Origin of the sequence: Klebsiella sp. 10982 (genome assembly GCF_048589245.1) — a bacterium.
GTDB lineage: Bacteria > Pseudomonadota > Gammaproteobacteria > Enterobacterales > Enterobacteriaceae > Klebsiella > Klebsiella quasivariicola.
In genome coordinates, this window is the sequence record NZ_JBMAXV010000018.1 from 64365 (window position 1) to 89189 (window position 24825).

Here is a 24825-nt window from a genome sequence, read left to right on the forward strand (position 1 = left end):
GAGATCCTTACGCTTTAGAAGGTAATTCTTCGATGGTGTGGAAATGGTTGGTATAGATGCAGATATCACCTGCAATATCCAACGCTTTCTCGGCGATGTCGCGCGCGCCCATATCGGTATTTTCCAGCAGCGCGCGGGCCGCGGCCTGGGCGTAAGGACCGCCGGAGCCGATAGCAATCAAATCGTTTTCTGGCTGTACCACGTCGCCGTTACCGGTGATGATGAGCGACGCGTTTTCGTCTGCGACGGCCAGCAGCGCTTCCAGCTTGCGCAACATCCGATCGGTTCGCCAGTCTTTGGCCAGCTCAACGGCGGCCTTCACCAGATGGCCCTGGTGCATTTCCAGTTTACGTTCAAACAGTTCGAACAGCGTGAAGGCATCAGCAGTGCCGCCAGCAAAACCGGCAATCACTTTATCGTTGTACAGACGACGCACTTTTTTCACGTTGCCCTTCATCACGGTGTTGCCCAGCGTGGCCTGGCCATCACCGGCAATAACAACATGGCCGTTACGGCGAACACTTACAATTGTAGTCACGAGCAGACCCCTTGGTTGCAAAAGCGGAACAGGGGCCCCGCGCTGTTCGCGGGGCCGAATGCAATTATAGATGGGGGGGATTTTGAGGGTTTCAACCCCTGGCGGCGAGACGAATGCAGTTCGCGTGTCCGGCCATCTTCAGGCGGGTGATCATCTCGTTGGCGCTTTCTTTGCCTTTCAGCGGGCCAATGACCACGCGGTTCCAGCCGTTGTTAGTGGTGATGTGCGAAGCAAACCCTTCAAAAGCCAGCTGAGCGCGGACGCTTTCGGCCTGCTCAGCGCCCTTAAAGGAGCCGCACTGGATCATCCAGCTACGATCGTCTTTCTTCTCGGCGGTCGTTTTCGGCGTTTCTTCCACGCGAGTCACTGGCGCCGCGGCCTGGGTACGCGGCTGCGTGGTATTGGTATGCGCCGGCGTCTGCAGCAGATCCTGATACGGCTGCTGGTTCGACGCGGTCTGCTTCGGCTGTTGCTGCTGAACCGGCTTCGGCTGCTGGACGCGCGGCTGCTGTTGAACGGCCTGCGGCTGAGTTTGCGTCCACTGCTGCTGTTGCGCCTGCTGTTGCTGCTGTGCTAAACGCTGACGCTGCAGCGTCTGCTGGCGCTGCGCCGGCGTTTGTTCGTTCCACGGCACTTCGGTCAACTGGGTTGGCTGCTGGCGCATATCGGCCTGCATCTGGGCGAGCAGCTGGCGCTGCTCGTCGGTCAGCTGTTCCGGTTTCATGACTTCGCCACCGGCGGTCGGTTCGGTTGGCGCGCGAACACCCGGCTGGCGGCTTTCCAGCTCTTTAATATAGCGCCAGCGCTCTTCCGGTTTGGGCGGCAAGCCGTTGCCGGCGGCCTGGCGATTTTGCATCGCTTCCGCTTCTTCTTTCTTATGGTGCGTAATGAAATAGAGGCCACCGATAAAGGCCACCAGCACAGCCGCCGCGATCGCCACCATCGCCGGTGAAATTGCCGGAAGGCTGCTTTGCTTATTCCTTGAGCTTCGGGTCGTGCTCTTTTTGCGCCGCGAAGAAGCCGGTTGGCTGCGGCGTACATAATCTCGTTGTGCCACTATCGTTTCGCTGTCTTATATTCGTTCGTCAGCCCGCCATGTTACTTAAGCGGCGGGCCTTTGACCAGAAGAGCAGGCCCGAAAGCCTGATGGTTATCGTCTGATTTTTTGCGTACTGCCGCGAACAATCAGTTCGCAATCGAGCAGACGCGAGCCGCTGTTCACGTTATGGCCCTGCATTTGCTCCAGTAATAGCAGCATTCCTTCACGGCCGATATCAAACCGTGGCTGTGAAACCGTGGTCAACGGCGGGTCGCAAAATTCAGACAACGCGATGTTATCGAAGCCGACAATTGACAGGTCGTCCGGCACCTTCAGGCCGCGGCGTTTCGCCAGCGATAAGGCGCCCAGCGCCATTACATCGCTATGGCAGAAGACGGCGGTAGGCGGTATCGGCTGCGACAGCAACTGCTCCAGCGCATTGGCGCCGGCTTCGAAGGTAAAGTTGCCGCGAGCGATATAGTGCGGATCGACGGTGATACCGCAGCGGCGCAGCGCCTGCACATAGCCCTGCAGGCGATAATGGCACAGCGGCATATCTTCCGGGCCGGCGATACAGCCGATACGCTGGTGTCCCAGCTCATGGAGATAATTCACCGCGTTAAAGGCTGCCGTCAGGTTATCGATGTGGACGGTGGGTAGCTCCAGCTCCGGCGCGAACTCGTTCGACATGACCATCGGCGGCAAATTGCGCTGCTCTTCCACGCTGGCGTCGAACGGCAGGCGCGAACTGAGCAGCACCATGCCGTCGATCTGCTTGGTGATGATAAGGTCGATAAAGGTTTTTTCTTTCTGATTCTGGTGGGCGCAATCGCCGATTAACACCAGATAGCCGTGCTCGGCGGCAGTGACTTCAATACCGCGGATCACTTCACTAAAGAAGGGATCGCAGATATCCGGGACGATCACGAGGATCGTCCGCGATTCGTTGCGCTTCATATTGCGTCCGAGCGACTGCGGTAAATAGCCGACTTCCAGCGCCGCCTGCTCGACCCGGTTACGGGTGGCTTGCGACACCTTATCAGGGTTCATCAACGCTCGGGACACGGTTGCCGTGGAAACGTTTGCCTTGAGGGCGACGTCTTTCATGGTGGCGGCAACCACTTGTTTTTTGGGCTTCACCTGGTTTCTCCTCGCTGAATGGCGCTGGCATTTCCCTTGGGCGCTAACTGCTGCATCATTTTTATCAGATAGTCGCGGCAGTGAGTTACAGAATTTTCATGAAAAACGTGATGCTTGTTAAATTTTTCGATCCGGCTCGCAAGAGAAGGCTTATCCTTCAATCGGATCGACATCCAGCACCCACTTCACTTTTCTCGCCTCCGGAAGCGTATTGATCAGCGCCAGCGTACCGCTAACGATATGTTGCAGACGCACCCGCGAAGGATGCTGCAGCAATATTTGCCAGCGCCAGCGGCCGCCGCGCTTTGGCGCCAGCGCCGGAACCGGACCGAGCACCCATAGCTTTTCGTCGGCCAGCGGGCTGGCCTGCAGCAGATTGCGCAGCTGTTGTAAAAACAGCGGCGCCTGCTGGTTGTTATGGTCTTCCGCACGAATCAGCACATGGCTGGTCCACGGCGGCAGCTGCATCGTCCGCCGCTCTGCCAGCGCCTGTTCGGCAAAGGCGTCGTAGCCTTTATACAGCAGGGTCTGCAGTAGAGGGTGTTCCGGATGGTGGGTTTGAAGAATGACCTCGCCCTGTTTTCCTGCCCGGCCCGCTCGTCCGGAGACCTGGGTATAAAGCTGAGCGAAACGCTCTGCGGAGCGGAAATCAGCGGAAAACAGCGCCCCGTCGACATCCAGTAGGGAGACGAGAGTGACGTCCGGGAAGTGGTGCCCTTTGGCCAGCATTTGGGTGCCAATCAGAATACGCGCCCCGCCGCGATGGACGGCGGCGAGATGCTCCTCCAGCGCTCCTTTGCGGCTGGTGGTATCGCGGTCGATACGCGAGATAGGCACCTCAGGGAACAGCGGCGCCAGGGCCTGCTCCAGCTGCTCGGTGCCGATCCCTACCGGCACCAGATGCGTGGAGCCGCAGGAAGGACACTGGCGCGGGATCGGGCGCTGGCTGTCGCAATGGTGGCAGCGCAGATGGTGCTGCGCCTGGTGCAACGTATAGTAACTGTCGCAGCGCGGGCATTCCGCTATCCAGCCGCAATCGTGGCACAGCAGCGCTGGCGCAAAGCCGCGGCGGTTAAGAAACAGGATCACCTGGTTATCCGCTTGCAGGTGCTGGCGCATACGGCTAATCAGCGCGGGAGACAGGCCCGCCTGCAGCGGTTGCCCTTTGAGATCGAGCACGTGCTGCTGGGCCGGGCGCGCATTGCCCGCGCGTTTGCTTAAGGTTAACTGGCGGTATTTACCCTGGCGGACGTTATGCAGAGTCTCCAGCGCCGGCGTCGCCGAGCCGAGAATTATCGGGATCTGCTCGCTGTGGGCGCGCCATACCGCCAGGTCGCGGGCATGGTAGCGCCAGCCTTCCTGCTGCTTGTAGGAGCTGTCATGCTCTTCGTCGATGACGATGACGCCGAGATCTTTAAATGGGGTAAACAGCGAGGAGCGGGTGCCGATCACAATGGCCGCTTCGCCATTTTTCGCCTTCAGCCAGGCCGAGAGACGTTCGCTGTCATTGAGCCCGGAGTGCAGCACTTCCACCGGCGCGTTAAAGCGCTGGCGAAATCGGGCGATGGTTTGCGGCGTCAGGCCGATCTCCGGCACCATCACCAGCGCCTGGCGCCCCTGCGCCAGCACATTCTCCAGCACGCTCAAATAGACTTCCGTTTTCCCGGAGCCGGTAATACCCGCCAGCAGCCAGGCGGAGAAACGATCGGCGGCGCTGTGGATCGCCCCGACGGCGGTGGCCTGCTCGGTATTCAGGCGCAGGCGTTCGCCGGCAACCGAATACGCGCTGCGCCAGTCGGTGAGGGCGGGCGCTTCGCAGGCCAGCTCCGCCAGCCCTTTGCCGCGCAGCGCCTGCAGCGCCGCTTCATTGAATTCCAGTTCGCCAACCTGATGACGCCAGATTTTACCCTGGCGCAGCGCCGCCAGCGCCTGCTGCTGCTTCCGGGAGCGTTTCAGGCCGTTAAGGTCGACAACCTGCCCCTGCTCGGTGGCGAACCAGTACCACAGCGGCGTGGCGCTGGCGGGTTTGCCCTGGCGCAGCATAACGGGTAATGCATGGAACAGCACATCGCCGATCGGGTGATGGTAATACTCAGCCGCCCACATCAGCAGTCGCCAGACAGTCGTGGAGAAGACCGGCTCGTCGTCCAGCGCTTCGGCGACCGGTTTTAGCTCATCCAGCGGCAGTTCGCTGCGCTCGCTCACCGCCGCGACAATGCCGATCCGCTCCTGTTTGCCGAACGGCACCCGCACCCGACAGCCCGCTTTGACCGCCATGCCTTCAGGCAGCAGGTAGTCAAAAGTGCGCGGTAGCGGAACGGGTAGGGCAACGTGGGCGACGGACATGTCATCTTCCTGACTTGAAATCTGGCGGGATAGTATACACATTACGATAAGGCGGCGCGGATCAGTTTGCATATGCTGGTCAAATTCTGTATGATTCGCCGCCTTTGATGCGCTTTATATCGCATTGAAGATTGACCATTACCGCGTGCTTCACGCTGTCAGCAGCGTAGAAGGCGACGGGAAATTACTAATATCGCGTGGTGTCTGGCGTTAGGGCTGGAAGAGCGACGCGGCCTTAACTGAGGTTCTCCCATGAAAAAAGGTATTCACCCAAATTACGACGAAATTACTGCTACCTGTTCTTGCGGTAATGTCATGAAAATCCGCTCCACCGTTGGTCACGACCTGAACCTCGACGTGTGCGGCAAATGCCACCCGTTCTTCACCGGCAAACAGCGTGATGTTGCTACCGGTGGCCGTGTTGACCGCTTCAACAAGCGCTTCAGCATCCCGGGCAGCAAGTAAGTTGCCAGAAAAAGCCGCCTCAGGGCGGCTTTTTTGTCTCTCTCGCCTGCCTGGGCGGGAAAGAAAAAGGGCGGAAGATTGCTTCCGCCCTTTTTATCGTCTCAGTATTCCCACGTATCCGGGTCGATCCCCAGTTCACGCATAATCGCTTTTGCCGCTTCCGGGATCTCATCGCTGCGCTCTTTACGCAGGTCTTCATCGTTAGGCAACGGTTGTCCGGTAAAGGCATGCAGGAATGCTTCGCACAGCAGTTCGCTGTTGGTTGCATGACGCAGGTTATTCACCTGACGACGCGTGCGTTCATCGGTGAGGATTTTTAACACCTTCAGAGGAATGGAAACCGTAATTTTCTTTACTTGTTCACTCTTCTTACCGTGCTCAGCGTATGGGCTGATATATTCGCCGCTCCATTCAGCCATGAGATACCTTAATCCTCTGTTTATTAGTGAAGGGCCAGAATATTCCGCCCGGGCTATAATTGCGCGTAGTTTACCGTATGCGCGGGCTTTCTGACATGAGATAAGCCGCCGTCGGCGTGCGCTAATGCATATAATTTTAACGGCTATTTGCACTTTGCTCAATCTATACGCAAAGAAGTTTAGATGTCCAGATGTATTGACGTCTATTGTGACAATGATTACTCTGGAGCCTGACTTTTCACCGACTCAGCCCAGGAACTTCCCAACATGACGCGTAAACAGGCCACCATCGCAGTGCGTAGCGGTTTAAATGACGACGAGCAGTACGGTTGCGTTGTCCCGCCGATCCACCTTTCCAGCACCTATAATTTCACCGGCTTTAACGAACCTCGCGCCCACGATTATTCCCGTCGCGGCAACCCGACGCGCGATGTGGTGCAGCGCGCCTTAGCGGAGCTGGAGGGCGGCGCCGGCGCGGTGCTGACCAATACCGGAATGTCGGCGATCCTGCTGGTGACGACGGTGTTCCTTAAACCGGGCGATCTGCTGGTGGCGCCGCACGACTGCTACGGCGGCAGCTACCGTCTGTTCGACAGCCTGGCGAAGCGCGGCTGCTATCGCGTTCAGTTCGTCGATCAAAACGATGAGCAGGCGCTGCGGGCAGCGCTGGCGGAAAAACCGAAGCTGGTGCTGGTGGAAAGCCCAAGTAATCCATTGCTGCGGGTGGTGGATATTGCGAAAATCTGCGGCCTGGCGCGCGAGGCCGGGGCGATCAGCGTGGTCGATAACACCTTCCTGAGCCCGGCGCTGCAAAACCCGCTGGCGCTGGGTGCCGATCTGGTGTTGCATTCCTGTACTAAATACCTGAATGGCCACTCCGATGTGGTGGCCGGGGTGGTGATTGCCAAAGATCCGGCGACTGTCACCGAACTGGCATGGTGGGCGAATAATATTGGCGTCACCGGCAGCGCCTTCGATAGCTACCTGCTGCTGCGCGGTTTGCGGACGCTGTCTCCGCGTATGGAAGTGGCGCAGCGTAATGCCCTGGCGATCGTTGAGTATCTGAAAACCCAGCCGCTGGTGAAAAAGCTGTATCATCCGTCGCTGCCGGAAAACCAGGGGCATGAAATTGCGGCGCGTCAGCAAAAAGGTTTTGGCGCAATGTTAAGCTTCGAGCTGGACGGTGACGAGCAGACGCTGCGCCGTTTCCTGAGCGGGCTGTCGCTGTTTACACTGGCGGAATCGCTGGGGGGCGTTGAAAGCCTGATTTCCCATGCGGCAACCATGACGCATGCCGGCATGGCGCCTGAAGCGCGTGCCGCCGCCGGAATTTCAGAAACGCTCCTGCGTATTTCAACCGGTATTGAAGATGGTGAAGATTTAATTGCCGACCTGGAAAATGGCTTCCGGGCAGCAAACGAGGAATAAAGATGAGTGTGATTGCGCAGGCAGGGGCGAAGGGTCGTCAGCTGCACAAATTTGGTGGGAGTAGTTTAGCGGATGCGAAATGTTACCTGCGCGTCGCGGGGATCATGACAGAGTATTCGCAGGCGGGGGACATGATGGTCGTCTCTGCCGCTGGCAGCACCACCAACCAGCTGATCAGCTGGCTTAAACTTAGCCAGAGCGATCGCCTCGCTGCGCATCAGGTCCAGCAGTCGCTTCGCCGCTATCACACCGAGCTGATTGGCGGTTTACTGGAGCCAGCGGCGGCGGATACGTTGATCGCCGCTTTTATCCACGACCTTGAGCGTCTGGCAGGCCTGCTGGACGGCGGGGTTACCGAAGCCGTTTATGCGGAAGTGGTCGGCCATGGGGAAGTTTGGTCCGCACGCCTGATGGCGGCGGTCCTCAACCAGCTGGGTATGGAAGCCGCCTGGCTTGACGCCCGCGCTTTCCTGCGCGCGGAACGCGCCGCGCAGCCGCAGGTGGATGAGGGATTATCTTATCCACTGCTGCAGCAGCTGATGGCGCAGCATCCTAATAAACGTCTGGTGGTGACCGGCTTTATCTCCCGCAACCAGGCCGGAGAAACCGTCCTGCTGGGCCGTAACGGGTCTGACTACTCCGCCACGCAGATCGGTGCGCTGGCGGGCGCCTCTCGCGTCACCATCTGGAGCGACGTCGCCGGGGTGTACAGCGCGGATCCACGTAAGGTCAAAGACGCCTGTCTGCTGCCGCTGCTGCGTCTGGATGAAGCCAGCGAGCTGGCGCGCCTGGCCGCGCCGGTGCTCCATGCCCGCACGCTGCAGCCGGTCTCCGCCAGCGATATCGATCTGCAGTTACGCTGCAGCTATACGCCGGAACAGGGCTCCACGCGCATTGAGCGCGTGCTGGCCTCCGGTACCGGTGCGCGGATTGTCACCAGCCATGATGACGTCTGTCTGGTGGAATTCCAGGTGCCGGCCGGTCACGATTTCAAACTGGCGCATAAAGAGCTGGACGCTCTGCTCAAACGCGCCCAGCTGCGCCCGTTAGCCGTTGGCGTCCATGCCGACCGTAAGCTGCTGCAGTTCTGCTACACCTCCGAGGTGGCTGACAGCGCGCTGAAGCTGCTCGATGAAGCCGGTCTGCCGGGCGAGCTGCGTCTGCGTCAGAAGCTGGCACTGGTGGCGATGGTGGGCGCGGGTGTCACCCGTAACCCACTGCACTGCCACCGTTTCTGGCAGCAGCTTAAAGGGCAGCCGGTGGAGTTTACCTGGCAGTCTGAAGAGGGGATCAGCCTGGTGGCGGTGCTGCGCGCCGGGCCGACGGAAAGCTTGATCCAGGGGCTGCACCAGTCCTTGTTTCGCGCCGAAAAGCGTATCGGTCTGATGCTGTTCGGCAAAGGGAACATCGGTTCCCGCTGGCTGGAGCTGTTCGCCCGTGAACAAACCACGCTGTCAGCGCGCACCGGCTTTGAGTTTATTCTCGCCGGCGTAGTCGACAGTAAACGCAGCCTGCTGAACTACGACGGGCTGGATGCCAGCCGGGCGCTGGCTTTCTTCAACGATGAAGCGGTAGAGCAGGATGAAGAGTCGCTGTTCCTGTGGATGCGCGCGCACCCGTATGATGATTTAGTCGTGCTGGACGTCACCGCCAGCGAACAGCTGGCCGACCAGTATCTTGATTTCGCCAGCCATGGCTTCCACGTCATTAGCGCCAACAAGCTGGCGGGCGCCAGCAGCAGCGATAAATATCGCCAGATCCACGACGCGTTTGAGAAGACGGGTCGCCACTGGTTGTATAACGCTACCGTGGGCGCCGGGTTGCCGGTGAACCATACGGTGCGCGATCTGATCGATAGCGGCGATACCATCCTCGGCCTGAGCGGTATCTTCTCGGGAACGCTCTCCTGGCTGTTCCTGCAGTTTGATGGCACCGTGCCGTTCACCGACCTGGTGGATCAGGCGTGGCAGCAGGGGCTGACCGAGCCGGATCCGCGCGTCGATCTGTCTGGTAAAGATGTGATGCGCAAGCTGGTGATCCTCGCGCGGGAAGCGGGCTATGACATCGAACCGGATCAGGTACGTGTGGAATCGCTGGTCCCTGCCCACTGCGAAGAGGGTTCAGTTGATCACTTCTTTGAGAATGGCGAAGAGCTGAACGAGCAAATGCTGCAGCGTCTGGAGGCGGCTCGTGAAATGGGGCTGGTGCTCCGCTACGTGGCGCGCTTTGATGCCAACGGCAAAGCACGCGTCGGTGTGGAAGCGGTACGCGAAGAGCACCCGCTGGCGGCGCTGCTGCCGTGCGATAACGTGTTTGCCATCGAAAGCCGCTGGTATCGCGATAACCCGCTGGTGATCCGCGGGCCCGGCGCCGGGCGCGATGTGACTGCCGGGGCTATCCAGTCGGATATCAACCGTCTGGCGCAACTGCTGTAGTCGCGAGAAAAAGGCCAGGCAAAGCCTGGTCTTTTTGTTAATGCGCCGCAAAAACCGCTTTGGCGGCAAACAGACCGTTTAGCGCCGCCGGAAATCCGGCATAGACTGCCATCTGCATGATCGCTTCCGTAATCTCCTCCTGCGTCAGGCCGACATTTAATCCCGCGGCAATGTGTACTTTCAGCTGCGGCGCGGCGTTACCCAACGCGGTGAGCGCGGCGATGGTGGCGATTTCCCGGCTGCGTAAATCGAGCCCTGGCCTAGCGTAAATGTCGCCGAAGGGGAACTCGATCAGATAGCGGGCGAAATCGGGGGCGATATCCCGCAGGCTGTCGACGACGGCCTCCCCGCCACTGCCATCCACCCGCTGAAGCATTTCCTGACCGATGATATAACGTTCGCTGGACATCGTTTTTTCCTCTCTGTGATGGTGCGTTAAGAGGAAGGGTAGGGAAGTTTACCGGACTTGAGTAATACCCTTTTCGTGATACCTTTTCAGTATGACAACGTCGCGATTACATTCCCTGGATCTTCGCCTGCTGCGCGCTTTTGCCGTGGTGGCGGAGGAAAATAACATCAGCCGGGCGGCGCAGCGGTTATTTATCTCGCAGCCGCCGCTGACCCGCCATATTCGCCATCTGGAAACGCAGCTGGGGGTGACGTTGTTCCTGCGCCATAGCAAAGGCCTGATCCTGACCGATGCGGGAAGAGAGGTGCTGGAGATCATTCAGCCTATGCTGGCGCTCCAGGCGCGCACCCTGGCGGCATTGAGTGAGCTTGCCACCCGCTCGCCTCAGCCTCTGCATCTGGGCGTGACCACTGCCTTTGAACAAGGTATTTTCGCCGCCGTTGAGTCTGCTTTGAGTGAACATACCCGCGTGTTGTCTGTTACTCGCCACGCTTCACCGGTGTTGGCTCAACAGGTGCGCAAAGGCAAACTTGATGCGGCGCTGGTCGCGCTGCCGCTGAATACCGAAGGGCTGCTTCTGCATCCCTTGCCGTATCAGGAACCGCTGATTTCGGCATTACCGGCCTCATGGCCGGAAGCCGCCAGGCCAGGGCTGACGTTAAGCGCGCTCAATCATCGGCCGCTGTTCTGGTTTAAACGCGAGCGTAACCCTGATTTCTTTGACTACACGCGCCGCATTTTCGACCGGGCTGGCTATGCCCCGACTTATGTGGAAGAGCCGGCCGAGCATGATGTGCTGCTGGCGCGTATTGCGCGTGGGGAAGGGATGATCCTGCTGCCGGCCTCCTTTTCCGCGATTCAGCGTCAGGGGGTGGCGTTCTGCCCGGTGGCTGAGGGCGATACGATGCCGTTAAGCCTTGGCGTGGTCTATGCGCCTCACCAGGCGGAATCTGTGCAGCAATGGCTCCCTCTGCTTGATAAGCACCTGACGACTCGCTAGTTTCAGGCTGAACATCGTACTACCCCATATTGACTACAGAGCGAGCTCTTTCGGCTGGCAAAACGCCGGAAGATGAATTTTTTTCATTTTGGAGGCCTATTCCTCACTCTTTACGCAGATTTTTCTATTGACGCCCGCGCGCTTTTCCGTCATTTTTACATCTGGACGTCTAAACGTATAGAAGTTCGCAATATAACAGCCATTACAAGCGATTGATGAGGTAAGGTATGAGCTTTTTTCACGCCAATCAGCGGGAAGCCCTGAATCAGAGCCTGGCGGAAGTCCAGGGCCAGATTAATGTGTCCTTTGAGTTCTTTCCGCCGCGGACCAGTGAAATGGAGCAAACCCTGTGGAAATCCATCGATCGCCTGAGCAGTCTGAAACCAAAGTTTGTTTCGGTGACCTATGGCGCGAACTCCGGCGAGCGCGATCGCACGCACAGCATCATTAAGGGCATCAAAGAGCGAACCGGTCTGGAAGCAGCACCGCACCTGACCTGTATTGATGCCAGCCGTGATGAGCTGCGCACTATCGCCCAGGATTACTGGAATAACGGTATCCGCCATATCGTCGCCCTGCGCGGTGACCTGCCGCCGGGGAGCGGTAAACCGGATATGTACGCCGCCGATCTGGTGACGCTGCTGAAAGAGGTGGGCGATTTTGATATCTCTGTCGCCGCGTATCCTGAAGTGCATCCGGAAGCGAAAAGCGCACAGGCGGATTTGCTGAACCTGAAGCGTAAAGTCGAGGCGGGCGCCAACCGCGCGATCACTCAGTTCTTCTTCGATGTGGAAAGCTACCTGCGTTTTCGCGATCGCTGCGTTTCGGCGGGCATCGACGTGGAAATCATTCCGGGTATCCTGCCGGTCTCCAACTTTAAACAGGCGAAAAAGTTTGCGGATATGACCAACGTCCGTATCCCGGTGTGGATGTCGAAAATGTTTGAAGGGCTGGATAATGACGCCGAAACCCGTCAGCTGGTGGGGGCCAACATCGCCATGGATATGGTGAAGATCTTAAGCCGGGAAGGGGTCAAAGATTTCCACTTCTACACCCTGAACCGCGCTGAGATGAGCTACGCCATCTGCCATACACTGGGCGTACGCCCGGCCTGAGTTTTCATTACCGTCTAGTGCGATGGCGAAGCTGATTTCGCCATCGCTTTTTTTTGCCCAAAACGCTGATACAGGTCAGGGGAGAGCAGAAGATAAAGCGCGTATAGTGCCAGCCTGATAATTGACAGGGACGGGTTATGCAATGACAAGGAAGCGCGATCCGCTGGCGTTTGGTGGGCTGGCGTTATTAACGCTGATCTGGAGCTTTAGCTGGATCGCGATGAAGCAAGTGACGAGCTATATCGGCGCCTTTGACTTCACGGCGCTGCGCTGTATTTTTGGCGCCGTGGTGCTGTGGATAGTGATGTTGATCCGCGGTAAAGCGCTCAAGCCGACGCCTTTCGGCTATACCCTGGCGATCGCGTTATTGCAAACCTGTGGCATGGTTGGTCTGGCGCAGTGGGCGCTAATGAGCGGTGGCGCCGGTAAAGTGGCGATCCTGAGTTACACCATGCCATTCTGGGTGGTGGTGATGGCCGCGTTATTCTTAGGTGAGCGTATGCGGCGATGGCAATATATCGCCATCGGGGTGGCATGCGTGGGTCTGATACTCGTCCTGCAACCGTGGCAACTCGACTTTACTTCTCTGAAAAGCGCCTTGCTGGCAATCCTCTCCGGCGTGAGCTGGGGGGCAGGTGCGATCGTTGCGAAGCGCATGTATACCCGATATCCGCAGGTTGATTTGCTGGCGCTAACGACCTGGCAGATGCTGTATGCCGCCGTGGTAATGAGCGTAGTGGCCTGGCTCGTCCCGCAACGGGCGGTAGACTGGCAGCCCGGCGTTTTCTGGGCCCTGGCTTACAGCGCGATCCTGGCAACGGCGCTGGCCTGGAGTTTGTGGCTTTTTGTATTGCGTAATTTACCGGCGAGTATCGCTGGCCTGAGTACGCTGGCCGTACCGGTCTGTGGCGTGCTGTTTTCCTGGTGGCTGCTAGATGAAAATCCGGGGAAGGTGGAGGGCTGTGGCATTGCGTTGATAGTACTGGCGTTGGCGATGATCAGTATCAAGAGACGAGGGGCATAGCCTGTTCCGGCCCGCAGAGAAACATAAAAAAACACCCGGCTGACGCCGGGTGTTTTGCTCTGGTTTATTCCCATTCCTGCAGGAAGCGCTGGCCATACTGGTCGGCCACCAGCAGCGCGGCGTAGACCTGGTCGGAATCAACGCCGCCCGGCATATTGTGAATGGTTTCGCCTTCAGCGCAGGCGGCTTCCGCCACCAGGCGCATTTTGGTCGGGATATCACCTTTGATATCCAGCTGCGCCAGGGTGATCGGCAGCCCAACGCTGTGGCACAGCGCGGCGACGGTCTCGATCTCCTCCACCGGCGCGTTTTCCAGCACCAGCTGCGTCAGGGTACCGAACGCCACTTTTTCACCGTGATAGTAATGGTGGGCGTCAGGGATGGCTGTCATACCGTTATGGATGGCATGGGCCGCCGCCAGACCACCGCTTTCGAAACCAACGCCGCTCAGGTAGGTGTTGGCTTCCACTACCCGCTCCAGCGCCGGGGTAACCACGTGCTGTTCGGCGGCCAGCATCGCTTTTTCACCCTCTTCGACTAAGGTGTTGTAGCACAGTTCGGCCAGCGCCAGCGCTGCCTGGGTGCATTTCCCGCCCGCCATGGTGGTGGCGCCGCTACGGGAGCAGGCGCGGGCTTCGAACCAGGTGGCCAACGCATCGCCAATACCAGCGGCCAGCAGGCGGGCCGGCGCGCCGGCAACGATCTGCGTATCGACAATGACCATGTTAGGGTTATGCGGCAGCATCAGATAGCTGTCGAATTCACCTTCGTCGGTATAAATCACCGAGAGCGCGCTACACGGCGCATCGGTGGAGGCGATAGTCGGAGCGATCGCCACCGGCACATTCATAAAGTGGGCCAGCGCTTTCGCGGTATCCAGCGTTTTACCACCGCCGATCCCCAGCACGGCGGTACACTTCGCACTGCCGGCGATATCGCGCAGTCGATTGATTTCATTATGCGAACACTCACCGCCAAACGGCGCGATTTCCGCTGCCAGGCCAGCGTCAGCCAGGCTTTTGCGCAGCATCTCTTCCGCAAATCCCAGTACGAATTTATCGCCCACCACCAGCCAGCGTTCGGCCAGCGGTTTCAGGTAGTCGCCGAGGCGCTTGATGGCGCCTGCGCCCTGGATATATTTGCCTGGTGATTGAATAATGCGATCCATTTCGATTCCTCCTCGATGACCGTGGTGCCACCCGCAGGCGGCACGCGGGTCCGGTTACAGGTTCAGCGTGCCAAAGGCGTTATTCCAGTCCTGCTCAAACTTCTCTATCGCTGACTCTACCGCAGGGGTGCCGAGCATTTGTTGCGCTACATCTAGTGGAAGGGTGATTGCTTCGCAGCCAGCCAGCAGGCAGTCCAGCGCTTGACGGGGCGTCTTGAAGCTTGCCGCCAGCACTTTGCTTTCCGGCGCGTGCATTTCCAGCAGGGATTGCAGCTCCTGCACCATGCGGATGCCGTCCCCGCCCTGGGCGTCGACGCGGTTAACGTAAGGCGCGACGTATTTTGCCCCGGCCAGTGCGGCCAGCAGGCCTTGCGAGGCGCTATAGACGGCGGTGCCAAGCGTCGGGATGCCTTCTTTCTTCAGCAGTTTGATGGCGGCGAGGCCTTCGGCGGTGACCGGGATTTTGACCACGATGCCTGGTACGGCATTGCTCAGGCGTTTGGCTTCCTCCACCATGCCCTGTGCGTCGCGGCTCATGGTTTGTGCAAAGAGGATCCCTTCGGGTCCGACGGCTTTTTGCAGGCGAGGGAGCACGTCCCAGACCGGGGTTTTACCGGCGGCGATAATGCTCGGGTTGGTGGTGACCCCGGCCAGGGGGTAGATGCGGGCCAGGCGTTCCACTTCAGCGACGTTGGCGGTATCCAGATAGAGTTCCATAATGTTTTCCTCAATACTTAATTCGGTTCTGTCGTTGAGGTAAGCATACGGCTTTCGTTCGAAGGATCGCCAGATGACAAATTTGCCAAAAACTGGATAAATGTACGCATCACGAGTAAGGATGATTTAGATCACATTTATCCGGGATGGTGGGGTTGTACAGCAATAAAAACGCGCACAAAAGTCAGGTTTAACACACAAAAATCTAGTTTTTGGCCGGGGATAATTTTTCCGTCAACTGGCTGTGATATTGACGGCGATACTCAGATGGTGAGCGCTCTGTGGTTTTGCGAAACAGCCGGCAGAAGTAGTTACTGTCGGCGAAGCCGCAGGCGTGGGCGATATCTTTCACTTTCATATCGTGGCCCTTGAGTAACATACGGGCCTGTTCGAGACGAATATGGTTCAGATATTCATTGAAGCCCATTGGTCCACATTTCTGGAACAGATGGGAAAGATAGTTGGGAGAGAGATAGAACGCCTGGGCCACCGATTCCCGGCTCAGCGGCTCTGCGTAATGGACGTCGATGTACTGGCGGACCGCCTCGAACAGCGCCTGACTACGTGAGGAGGTTTGCGCCTGGCTACCGAGAAGATCATGGCAGTGGCTAAGCAGGCTGACGACGATGCTGCGGGCGGTTCGCTGTTCATGAGGCTGCATCCGGAGCTCATTGAGCGCCTGCAGCAGAAATGACCCGACGCGCGGCCCGCGGCGCAGCGCCTGCCGCTTGTCGACAACGGTTATCGCCTTGCCATTCCAGTGCTGCAGCGAGCACTCCAGCTGCTGCTTATCGAACAGGATGCTTAACAGCAGGCAGGGCGCTTGCCACTGCGGGCAGTTCCAGCTATCTCCGGGGATATAGAGCACGTCCCTGGCCCCGAGGGGCAGGGCGTTATCGCCGAGCGCCTGGTCGCGTAACTGCCCATTGAGGATGATGTTCAGACGGGGAAAATCAACCTGCACTACCGGTTCAGCAGGCGAGCGCACCTCGCCGGCAAAATGAACCCGGCCGATACTATTGTGCTTTTTTAGCAATGAATCAATAAGCTGATTGATATCGTTGTCCATCATTCTTCCGTTCAAAGCATCACCTCTTTCATCATACCGGACATTATTCCAGCGGTAAAAGCGCTTGCCTGTCGCTCTTGATTCTCATTTGAGATATGTTATATCGTAACAATTTGCCGCTATTGATATCACACTCAGGAGAGAGTAATGACCAGAAAGATCCCCCTGCTGGCCTTCGGATTCGGCATGGCGTTAGCCAGCGCTCAGGCGTTCGCCCACGGCAACCATAGCCATGGGCCGGCGCTAACCGAAGTGGAGCGTCAGGCCAGCGAAGGCATTTTTGCGGATAAAAATGTGCAGGACCGCTCGCTGAGCGACTGGGAGGGCGTCTGGCAGTCGGTGAATCCGTATCTGCTCAATGGCGACCTCGATCCGGTACTCGAGCAGAAGGCGAAAAAGCCCGGCGGCAAGAGTGTGGAGGAGTATCGCGCTTATTATAAAAAGGGCTACGCCACTGATGTAGAGCAGATTGGCATTGAAAATGATGTCATTGAGTTCCACGTTGGCGAGACCGTCAATAGCTGCAAATACCGCTATTCAGGCTACAAAATTCTGCATTACACCTCCGGCAAGAAGGGCGTGCGTTACTTGTTTGAGTGCCAGCAGGGCGATGCCAACGCGCCGAAGTTTGTCCAGTTCAGCGACCATATCATTGGCCCGCGTAAATCGCAGCATTTCCATATTTTCATGGGCAATGAATCACAGGAGGCGTTGCTGAAAGAGATGGATAACTGGCCGACCTATTATCCTTATGCGCTGCATAAAGAGCAGATCGTTGATGAAATGCTGCACCACTAGAACGAGTGAAAAATCCCCCGGCCGGACGGCCGGGGGGAGAGACATTGATTAGCCGGTGTTACGCATCCCGGCGGCAACGCCGGCGATGGTGACCATTAGCGCTTGTTCAACGCGCGGATCCGGATCCTTGCCCTCTTCTTCAGCCTGGCGTGAACGGTGCAGCAGTTCCGCCTGCAGGACGTTCAGTGGGTCAGTATAGATATTACGCAGCTGGATAGACTCGGCAATCCACGGCAGGTCGGCCATCAGATGGGAGTCGTTGGCGATGGCCAGCACGACGTTGATATCGGCAGCCAGCAGCTTACGCAGCTCGGTACCCAGCGCCCACAGCTCTGGTTTCACCAGGCGCTGATCGTAGTACTCCGCCAGCCACAGGTCGGCCTTCGAGTAAACCATCTCCAGCATACCGAGGCGGGTAGAGAAGAACGGCCAGTCGCGACACATGGCTTCCAGTTCGCTCTGCTTCCCGCCTTCGACCACCTTCTGCAGCGCGGCGCCGGCGCCCAGCCAGGCCGGCAGCATCAGGCGGTTCTGGGTCCAGGCAAAGATCCACGGAATGGCGCGCAGCGACTCGACGCCGCCGGTTGGGCGACGTTTTGCCGGACGTGAACCCAGCGGCAGTTTGCCCAGCTCCTGCTCCGGGGTCGCGGAACGGAAGTAAGGGACGAAATCTTTGTTTTCCCGCACGTAGCCGCGATACATCTTGCAGGAGACGTCGGACAGCTCGGCCATGATGTCACGCCATTCGGCTTTCGGCTCCGGCGGCGGCAGCAGGTTGGCTTCCAGAATGGCGCTGGTATACAGCGACAGACTGCTGATGGTCACTTCCGGCAGGCCGTACTTAAAGCGGATCATCTCGCCCTGCTCGGTGACGCGCAGGCCGCCTTTCAGGCTTCCCGGCGGCTGCGAGAGGAGTGCGGCATGGGCAGGCGCGCCGCCGCGGCCGATGGAGCCGCCACGACCGTGGAACAGGGTCAGTTCGATACCGGCTTTCTCACAGGTTTTGATCAGCGCGTCCTGCGCCTGGTACTGCGCCCAGGAGGCGGCCATCACGCCAGCGTCTTTAGCGGAGTCAGAGTAGCCGATCATGACCATCTGTTTGCCCTGGATAAAGCCGCGGTACCAGTCGATATTCAGCAGCTGGGTCATGACGTCGTTGGCGTTGTTGAGGTCGTCCAGCGTTTCGAACAGCGGGGCCACCGGCAGAGCAAAGCCAATCCCGGCCTCTTTCAGCAGGAGATGAACCGCCAGCACGTCGGACGGCGTTTTCGCCATCGAGATCACGTAGGCGGCGATCGATCCGCGCGGCGCCTCGGCGATCACTTTGCAGGTGTCGAGAACTTCGCGGGTTTCTTCGCTTGGCTCCCACTGGCGCGGCAGCAGCGGACGTTTGGAATTCAGTTCGCGGATCAGGAAAGCCTGTTTGTCGGCTTCTGACCAGCTTTCGTAGTCGCCGATCCCGAGGTAGCGAGTCATTTCACCCAGCGCTTCGGTATGGCGGGTGCTTTCCTGACGGATATCAATACGCACCAGCGGTACGCCGAAAGACTTCACGCGGCGCAGGGTGTCGAGCAGCTCGCCGTTGGCGATAATGCCCATGCCGCAGGCCTGCAGCGATTTATAGCAGGCGTACAGCGGCTCCCACAGCTGCTCGTTCTGCGTGATCAGTCCCGCCGGTTTCGGCAGTTTTTGCCCTTTCAGACGCGCTTCCAGCCAGGCCTGAGTTTCCATCAGCTGAGCGCGCAGTTTCTTCATCAGATAACGGTACGGTTCCTGAGCACCCTCCGCACCGGCCAGCGCGCGAAGTTCGTCGGTACACTCCACCATCGACAGCTCGGAGATCAGCACCTGCACGTCTTTGAGGAACAGGTCGGTCGCTTTCCAGCGGCTGAGTAGCAGCACATGGCGGGTGATATCAGCCGTTACGTTCGGGTTGCCGTCGCGGTCGCCGCCCATCCATGAGGTGAAACGCACCGGGACGAAGTCCACCGGCAGCTGATAGCCAAGGTTGGCTTCCAGCTGTTCGTTCAGCTCGCGCAGATAGTTAGGCACCCCTTCCCACAGGCTGTTCTCCACCACCGCGAAGCCCCATTTGGCTTCATCGACCGGGGACGGGCGGTGCTTACGAATTTCATCGGTATGCCAGGACTGGGCGATCAGCTGGCGCAGACGGCGCATCAGCTGATGGTGCTCGTAGTCGGCGATATCTTTGTTGTCCAACTGCTTAAGGCAGTTGTTCACTTCCACCATTTTATGGATCAGCGTCCGGCGGGTGATCTCGGTCGGGTGGGCGGTTAATACCAGCTCCAGAGACAGAGATTCCACCGCTTTTTTGATGGTGTCTTCGTTGAGATTGGGTTGGTCTTTGAGCTTTCTCAGGGTACGCGCAATGACTTCCGGATTGCTGGCCGCTTCGCCATTGGGCGAAATGCTGTGGTACTGCTCAGCGGTGTTCGCCAGATTCAGAAACTGGCTGAAGGCACGGGCCACCGGCAGCAGTTCGTCGTTAGACAAATTCTGCAGCGTGGTCAGCAGCTCCTGGCGGTTAGCTTCGTTGCCGGCGCGTGAAGATTTGGACAACTTACGGATAGTTTCGACACGATCAAGAATATTTTCTCCCAATGCATCCTTGATGGTATCGCCCAGCACCTTGCCGAGCATACTGACATTACTACGCAATGCGGAATATTGTTCGTTCATGTTACCCCAGACACCCCATCTCATTTTATTTTGTTATATCCGCTGCGCTGGAACGTGAGCAACGGATAAGCAACCCGTCTTTTATAAAGCCACGTAAATACCCCCACGTCAATTACTGCGAAATCGCTTCAGCAAACGAGTAAATCGCCGTAATTTGCGAAATTTAATTCAGGGGTCGCTGGATAAGCATCGCTTATGGAAATGTGACGATCGTCACCGTTCCGCCCCGGGAGAGCGGGGCGGAAAAAGAGGGCGATTTTAGTGCCAGCAGAAGTGGTGGACCACCTGGCTAATCAGCTCCCGGGTCGGCTTGATAAAGCGCGTCTCCAGATACTCGTCAGGCTGATGGGCCTGATTGATGGAGCCCGGGCCGAGCACCAGCGTCGGACAAAGCGTCTGGATAAACGGCGCTTCGGTGCAGTAGTTCACCACGTCGGTCTGCGCGCCGAGCAGTTTCTCAACCACCTGCACCAGCTTATGGTCCGGCGGGCATTCGTAGCCAGGGATCGGCGGATGTAGCTCCGAAACCGTCAGCCGGCCCGGCCAGCGTTCACTGACGGGGGCCAGCGCCTCGGCTAACAGACCATTAAGATCGTTAAGAGTCATCCCCGGCAGCGGGCGGATATCCATATGCAGTTCGCAGCAGGCACAGATACGGTTTGAGGCATCGCCGCCATGGATAGCGCCCAGGTTAAGGGTCGGGTAAGGGACCGTGAACGCCTCGAAGTGGTAGCGCTCTTTTAGCAGATCGCGCAGCTGCATAATGCGGCCGATGGCGTCGTGCATCAGCTCAATCGCGTTGACCCCGCGCGCCGGATCGCTGGAGTGGCCGGACTGGCCCTGAATACGGATCGCGTTGGACATATGGCCTTTATGGGCGCGGATCGGCTGCAGGGAAGTGGGCTCGCCGATGATGGCGCAGTCCGGGCGCAGTTGGGTGGTTTCGGCAAAATAGCGCGCGCCGGCCATGCTGGTCTCTTCGTCGGCGGTGGCCAGAATATACAGCGGTTTTTTCAGCGTGGTGACGTCGACATCGCGCAGGGCGTCGAGAATAAAAGCGAAGAAGCCTTTCATGTCGGCCGTGCCGAGGCCGTAGAGCTTGTTATCGTGTTCGGTGAGGGTGAACGGATCCCGCGTCCAGCGGCCATCATCGAATGGCACGGTATCGGTATGCCCGGCGAGCAGCAGGCCGCCGGCGCCGTGTCCGGTGCTGGCCAGCAGGTTAAATTTATGGCGCGTATCCGGCACCGGCTGTACTTCAACATTGAAGCCGAGATCGCGGAACCAGCCTGCCAGCAAATTGATTAAAGACTCATTGCTTTGATCGAGAGCCTCTTCGGTCGCGCTGATGGATGGTGTGGCGATCAACGCGCGGTAAATCTCGATAAAGGGCGGTAAATTGTTTTTCATTGTTGACACACCTTGGGTCGTGATAGTATCAATATTCATGCATTTATTGTGAATAAAAATACAATATCGTTGAGCGTAAGAAAACCCATCGAATGTAAGGAGATGCGCTTCCAATGTTAAATACGCTGATTGTGGGTGCCAGTGGTTATGCCGGCGCAGAGCTGGTGACCTATATCAATCGTCATCCGCATATGAACATAACCGCTTTGACGGTCTCCGCGCAAAGCAATGATGCGGGAAAATTAATTTCCGACCTGCATCCGCAGCTCAAGGGCATTGTCGATATGCCGCTGCAGCCGATGTCCGATATCAGCGAATTCAGCGCTGGCGTGGATGTGGTGTTTCTCGCTACCGCGCACGAAGTGAGTCACGACCTGGTGCCGCAGTTCCTTGCCGCCGGCTGCGTGGTGTTCGATCTCTCAGGCGCCTTCCGCGTTAACGATGGGGCGTTCTACGAAAAATACTACGGTTTCACTCATCAGCATCCCGACCTGCTCAAACAGGCGGTGTATGGTCTGGCGGAGTGGAGCGCGGATGCGCTTAAAGAAGCGCAGTTAATCGCGGTGCCTGGCTGCTACCCGACGGCGGCGCAGCTGTCGCTGAAGCCGCTGATTGATGCCAATCTGCTGGATCTCAATCAGTGGCCGGTGATCAACGCCACCAGCGGGGTGAGCGGCGCGGGTCGTAAAGCCGCGATCGGCAATAGCTTCTGTGAAGTTAGCCTGCAGCCGTACGGCATCTTTAACCATCGTCATCAGCCGGAGATTGCCAGCCACCTCGGGGCGAAGGTGATTTTTACTCCGCACCTGGGCAATTTTAAGCGCGGTATCCTGGAAACTATCACCTGCCGCCTGAAGCCGGGCGTCGGCCACGCGCAGATCGCGGCGGTTTACCAGCAGGCTTACGCCGATAAACCGCTGGTACGTTTATATGATAAAGGCGTGCCCGCCTTGAAAAGCGTCGAGGGTCTGCCATTCTGTGACATCGGTTTTGCCGTTCAGGACGATCATCTCATCGTCGTCGCGGCAGAAGATAACCTGCTGAAAGGCGCCGCAGCGCAGGCGGTGCAGTGCGCGAATATTCGTTTCGGCTTCGCTGAGACGCAGTCTCTTATTTAAGGTGTGATGATGAACCCATTAATTATCAAACTCGGCGGCGTATTACTCGATAGCGAAGAAGCGCTGGAGCGCCTGTTTACCGCGCTGGTTAACTACCGTGAAGCGCACCAGCGCCCGCTGATCATCGTCCATGGCGGTGGCTGCGTGGTGGATGAGCTGATGAAGCAGCTTAACCTGCCGGTGCAAAAGAAAAATGGTCTGCGTGTGACGCCTGCCGATCAGATTGACATCATTACCGGCGCGCTGGCGGGAACCGCCAACAAGACGCTGCTGGCGTGGGCGAAAAAGCATGGTCTGGCCTCTGTCGGCCTGTTCCTCGGCGATGGCGATAGCGTGAAGGTCACACAGCTGGATGCCGAGCTTGGCCATGTCGGGCTGGCGCAGCCGGGTTCCCCGGCGCTGATCAACACTCTGCTGGCGGGCGGTTACCTGCCGGTGGTGAGCTCTATCGGGGTGACCGATGAAGGCCAACTGATGAACGTCAATGCTGACCAGGCGGCGACGGCGCTGGCGGCCACTCTGGGGGCGGATCTGATCCTGCTGTCTGACGTCAGCGGTATCCTCGATGGTAAAGGGCAGCGCATTGCCGAGATGACCGCCGAGAAAGCAGAACAGTTGATCGAGCAGGGTATTATCACTGACGGCATGATTGTGAAAGTGAATGCGGCCCTCGACGCCGCGCGCGCTCTGGGCCGTCCGGTGGATATCGCCTCCTGGCGTCACGCCGAGCAGCTGCCCGCATTATTTAACGGCACGCCGATCGGCACACGTATTCTGGCTTAAGATTTCATGCCCGGCGGCGCGTCGTCTGCCGGGCTTACAGACTGTAGGCCGGGGAGGCACAATGCCACCGGCAGAACTAACGAATAAAGGAAGCATGTTATGGCACTTTGGGGCGGGCGTTTTACACAGGCAGCAGATCAACGGTTCAAACAGTTCAACGACTCGTTGCGCTTCGACTATCGTCTGGCGGAGCAGGATATCGTTGGCTCTGTCGCCTGGTCGAAAGCGCTGGTAACGGTCGGCGTTCTGAGTGCCACTGAACAGCAGCAGCTGGAAGAAGCGCTGACTGTGCTGCTGGAAGAGGTGCGCGCCAATCCGCAGCAAATCCTCGCCAGCGATGCCGAAGATATTCACAGCTGGGTGGAAGGCAAACTGATCGATAAAGTGGGCCAACTGGGCAAGAAACTGCATACCGGCCGCAGCCGTAACGACCAGGTCGCCACCGATCTTAAACTGTGGTGCAAAGATACCGTTGTCGAACTGCTGTCGGCGAACCGCCAGCTGCAGAGCGCGCTGGTGGAGACCGCGCAGCATAATCAGGATGCGGTGATGCCGGGATACACCCACCTGCAGCGCGCCCAGCCGGTGACGTTCGCGCACTGGTGTCTGGCCTACGTTGAAATGCTGGCGCGCGACGAAAGCCGCCTGCAGGACGCGCTGAAGCGCCTCGACGTTAGCCCGTTGGGCTGCGGCGCGCTGGCGGGTACAGCGTATGAAATCGACCGCGAGCAGCTGGCCGGCTGGTTGGGCTTTGCCTCTGCCACCCGCAACAGCCTCGACAGCGTTTCCGATCGCGATCATGTGCTGGAGCTGCTTTCCGATGCGTCTATCGGCATGGTGCATCTGTCGCGCTTTGCGGAAGATCTGATTTTCTTTAACTCCGGCGAGGCGAACTTCGTTGAGCTTTCCGATCGCGTGACTTCAGGTTCTTCGCTGATGCCGCAGAAGAAAAACCCGGACGCGCTGGAATTAATTCGTGGTAAATGCGGCCGCGTGCAGGGCGCGCTGACCGGCATGATGATGACCCTGAAAGGGCTGCCGCTGGCCTACAACAAAGACATGCAGGAAGATAAAGAGGGGCTTTTCGATGCCCTGGATACCTGGCTCGACTGCCTGCATATGGCGACTCTGGTGCTGGACGGTATCCAGGTGAAACGCCCGCGCTGTGCGGAAGCGGCGCAGCAGGGCTATGCCAACGCCACGGAGCTGGCGGATTATCTGGTGGCGAAAGGCGTACCGTTCCGCGAGGCGCACCATATTGTTGGTGAGGCGGTAGTGGAAGCCATTGCGCAAGGGAAACCGCTGGAGGCGCTGGCCCTGGTCGATCTGCAGAAATTCAGTCCGGTAATTGCGGACGATGTGTATCCGATTCTGTCCCTGCAGTCCTGCCTGGATAAACGCGCAGCGAAAGGCGGCGTTTCGCCGCAGCAGGTGGCGCAGGCTATCAGCGAGGCGAAGGCCCGCCTGAGCTAAGTCACAGGCATCCCCCTTCCCGAACCCGGCCGAGCCCAGCGACGCCGGGTTTTTTATGCAAAAAAAAGCGGACACAAGGTCCGCAAAAGTTCACGTTGGCTTTAGTTGTTCGGGTAGAGAAACAGTGTGACGGGTCGATGATTTTCACAGGTTCACCGTCTTTATGGGCGTATTATTGAACAGAAAACTTGATAGGGATAATCGTTCGTTGCTATGCTATCTATCGCCATG

Annotated in this window: 21 protein-coding genes; 10 read left to right on the top strand and 11 right to left on the bottom strand. The window is 58.3% G+C overall.

Annotation, left to right across the window (positions count from 1 at the left end):
- Window positions 1-7: 7 nt before the first annotated feature.
- The 4 genes from hslV to priA form a co-directional block, all read right to left on the bottom strand.
- Window positions 8-538, bottom strand: coding sequence for an ATP-dependent protease subunit HslV (hslV, locus tag ACKLKD_RS15080; protein WP_002882918.1), 531 nt, complete (start codon window positions 536-538; stop codon window positions 8-10).
- 91 nt (window positions 539-629) lie between these two features.
- Window positions 630-1595, bottom strand: a complete 966-nt coding sequence (gene ftsN, locus ACKLKD_RS15085) for a cell division protein FtsN (RefSeq protein ID WP_080897834.1) — start codon at window positions 1593-1595, stop codon at window positions 630-632.
- Between the two features lie 93 nt (window positions 1596-1688).
- Window positions 1689-2717, bottom strand: coding sequence for a DNA-binding transcriptional regulator CytR (gene cytR / locus ACKLKD_RS15090; protein ID WP_025710953.1), 1029 nt, complete (start codon window positions 2715-2717; stop codon window positions 1689-1691).
- Between the two features lie 150 nt (window positions 2718-2867).
- A complete protein-coding gene (priA, locus tag ACKLKD_RS15095) occupies window positions 2868-5063 on the bottom strand; it encodes a primosomal protein N' (protein WP_025710954.1) in 2196 nt (731 codons plus the stop codon).
- Between the two features lie 252 nt (window positions 5064-5315).
- Between priA and rpmE the strand changes: the two genes are divergently transcribed.
- Window positions 5316-5528, top strand: coding sequence for a 50S ribosomal protein L31 (gene rpmE / locus ACKLKD_RS15100; RefSeq protein ID WP_002882922.1), 213 nt, complete (start codon window positions 5316-5318; stop codon window positions 5526-5528).
- 101 nt (window positions 5529-5629) lie between these two features.
- Here rpmE and metJ read toward each other — a convergent pair whose 3' ends face one another.
- Entirely contained in the window at window positions 5630-5947 is a 318-nt protein-coding gene (metJ, locus tag ACKLKD_RS15105) for a met regulon transcriptional regulator MetJ (protein WP_002882924.1), read from the bottom strand.
- A 267-nt stretch (window positions 5948-6214) separates the two neighbouring features.
- Between metJ and metB the strand changes: the two genes are divergently transcribed.
- Both metB and ACKLKD_RS15115 read left to right on the top strand, forming a co-directional pair.
- Window positions 6215-7375, top strand: coding sequence for a cystathionine gamma-synthase (metB, locus tag ACKLKD_RS15110; protein WP_087805124.1), 1161 nt, complete (start codon window positions 6215-6217; stop codon window positions 7373-7375).
- Between the two features lie 2 nt (window positions 7376-7377).
- Window positions 7378-9810 (top strand): bifunctional aspartate kinase/homoserine dehydrogenase II, encoded by a 2433-nt coding sequence (locus tag ACKLKD_RS15115; RefSeq protein ID WP_087805122.1) that lies wholly within the window; start codon window positions 7378-7380, stop codon window positions 9808-9810.
- A gap of 37 nt (window positions 9811-9847) precedes the next feature.
- Here ACKLKD_RS15115 and ACKLKD_RS15120 read toward each other — a convergent pair whose 3' ends face one another.
- Window positions 9848-10219 carry a carboxymuconolactone decarboxylase family protein gene (locus ACKLKD_RS15120; RefSeq protein ID WP_087805120.1) on the bottom strand — a complete coding sequence of 124 codons (372 nt, stop codon included), beginning with the start codon at window positions 10217-10219 and terminating at the stop codon, window positions 9848-9850.
- Window positions 10220-10310: 91 nt separating this feature from the next.
- Here ACKLKD_RS15120 and ACKLKD_RS15125 point away from each other — a divergent pair, with 91 nt between their 5' ends.
- From ACKLKD_RS15125 to ACKLKD_RS15135, 3 genes are all read left to right on the top strand, one after another.
- Window positions 10311-11219, top strand: a complete 909-nt coding sequence (locus tag ACKLKD_RS15125; protein WP_025710957.1) for a LysR family transcriptional regulator — start codon at window positions 10311-10313, stop codon at window positions 11217-11219.
- 227 nt (window positions 11220-11446) lie between these two features.
- Window positions 11447-12334 (top strand): methylenetetrahydrofolate reductase, encoded by an 888-nt coding sequence (gene metF / locus ACKLKD_RS15130; protein WP_002882952.1) that lies wholly within the window; start codon window positions 11447-11449, stop codon window positions 12332-12334.
- A 142-nt stretch (window positions 12335-12476) separates the two neighbouring features.
- A complete protein-coding gene (locus ACKLKD_RS15135; protein ID WP_025710959.1) occupies window positions 12477-13358 on the top strand; it encodes a DMT family transporter in 882 nt (293 codons plus the stop codon).
- Between the two features lie 64 nt (window positions 13359-13422).
- Here ACKLKD_RS15135 and gldA read toward each other — a convergent pair whose 3' ends face one another.
- From gldA to ACKLKD_RS15150, 3 genes are all read right to left on the bottom strand, one after another.
- Entirely contained in the window at window positions 13423-14526 is a 1104-nt protein-coding gene (gene gldA, locus ACKLKD_RS15140; RefSeq protein WP_025710960.1) for a bifunctional L-1,2-propanediol dehydrogenase/glycerol dehydrogenase, read from the bottom strand.
- A 54-nt stretch (window positions 14527-14580) separates the two neighbouring features.
- On the bottom strand, window positions 14581-15243 hold the full coding sequence (fsa, locus tag ACKLKD_RS15145; RefSeq protein ID WP_025710961.1) for a fructose-6-phosphate aldolase: 663 nt from the start codon (window positions 15241-15243) through the stop codon (window positions 14581-14583).
- Between the two features lie 205 nt (window positions 15244-15448).
- The gene (locus tag ACKLKD_RS15150) at window positions 15449-16315 is read right to left on the bottom strand and encodes an AraC family transcriptional regulator (protein WP_406815019.1); all 867 of its coding nucleotides are present in this window, start codon (window positions 16313-16315) and stop codon (window positions 15449-15451) included.
- 144 nt (window positions 16316-16459) lie between these two features.
- Between ACKLKD_RS15150 and zinT the strand changes: the two genes are divergently transcribed.
- Window positions 16460-17110 carry a metal-binding protein ZinT gene (gene zinT, locus ACKLKD_RS15155; RefSeq protein WP_025710964.1) on the top strand — a complete coding sequence of 217 codons (651 nt, stop codon included), beginning with the start codon at window positions 16460-16462 and terminating at the stop codon, window positions 17108-17110.
- Window positions 17111-17158: 48 nt separating this feature from the next.
- On the opposite strand, the gene ppc is transcribed toward zinT, so the two are convergent.
- Both ppc and argE read right to left on the bottom strand, forming a co-directional pair.
- Window positions 17159-19810: a phosphoenolpyruvate carboxylase gene (gene ppc, locus ACKLKD_RS15160; protein ID WP_025710965.1), complete on the bottom strand. Its 2652-nt coding sequence runs from the start codon at window positions 19808-19810 to the stop codon at window positions 17159-17161.
- Window positions 19811-20068: 258 nt separating this feature from the next.
- Window positions 20069-21220 (bottom strand): acetylornithine deacetylase, encoded by a 1152-nt coding sequence (gene argE, locus ACKLKD_RS15165; RefSeq protein WP_025710966.1) that lies wholly within the window; start codon window positions 21218-21220, stop codon window positions 20069-20071.
- A gap of 113 nt (window positions 21221-21333) precedes the next feature.
- Between argE and argC the strand changes: the two genes are divergently transcribed.
- From argC to argH, 3 genes are all read left to right on the top strand, one after another.
- On the top strand, window positions 21334-22338 hold the full coding sequence (argC, locus tag ACKLKD_RS15170) for an N-acetyl-gamma-glutamyl-phosphate reductase (protein WP_087805118.1): 1005 nt from the start codon (window positions 21334-21336) through the stop codon (window positions 22336-22338).
- 6 nt (window positions 22339-22344) lie between these two features.
- A complete protein-coding gene (argB, locus tag ACKLKD_RS15175; RefSeq protein ID WP_087805116.1) occupies window positions 22345-23121 on the top strand; it encodes an acetylglutamate kinase in 777 nt (258 codons plus the stop codon).
- A 99-nt stretch (window positions 23122-23220) separates the two neighbouring features.
- The gene (gene argH, locus ACKLKD_RS15180; RefSeq protein WP_025710968.1) at window positions 23221-24594 is read left to right on the top strand and encodes an argininosuccinate lyase; all 1374 of its coding nucleotides are present in this window, start codon (window positions 23221-23223) and stop codon (window positions 24592-24594) included.
- Window positions 24595-24825 lie beyond the last annotated feature (231 nt).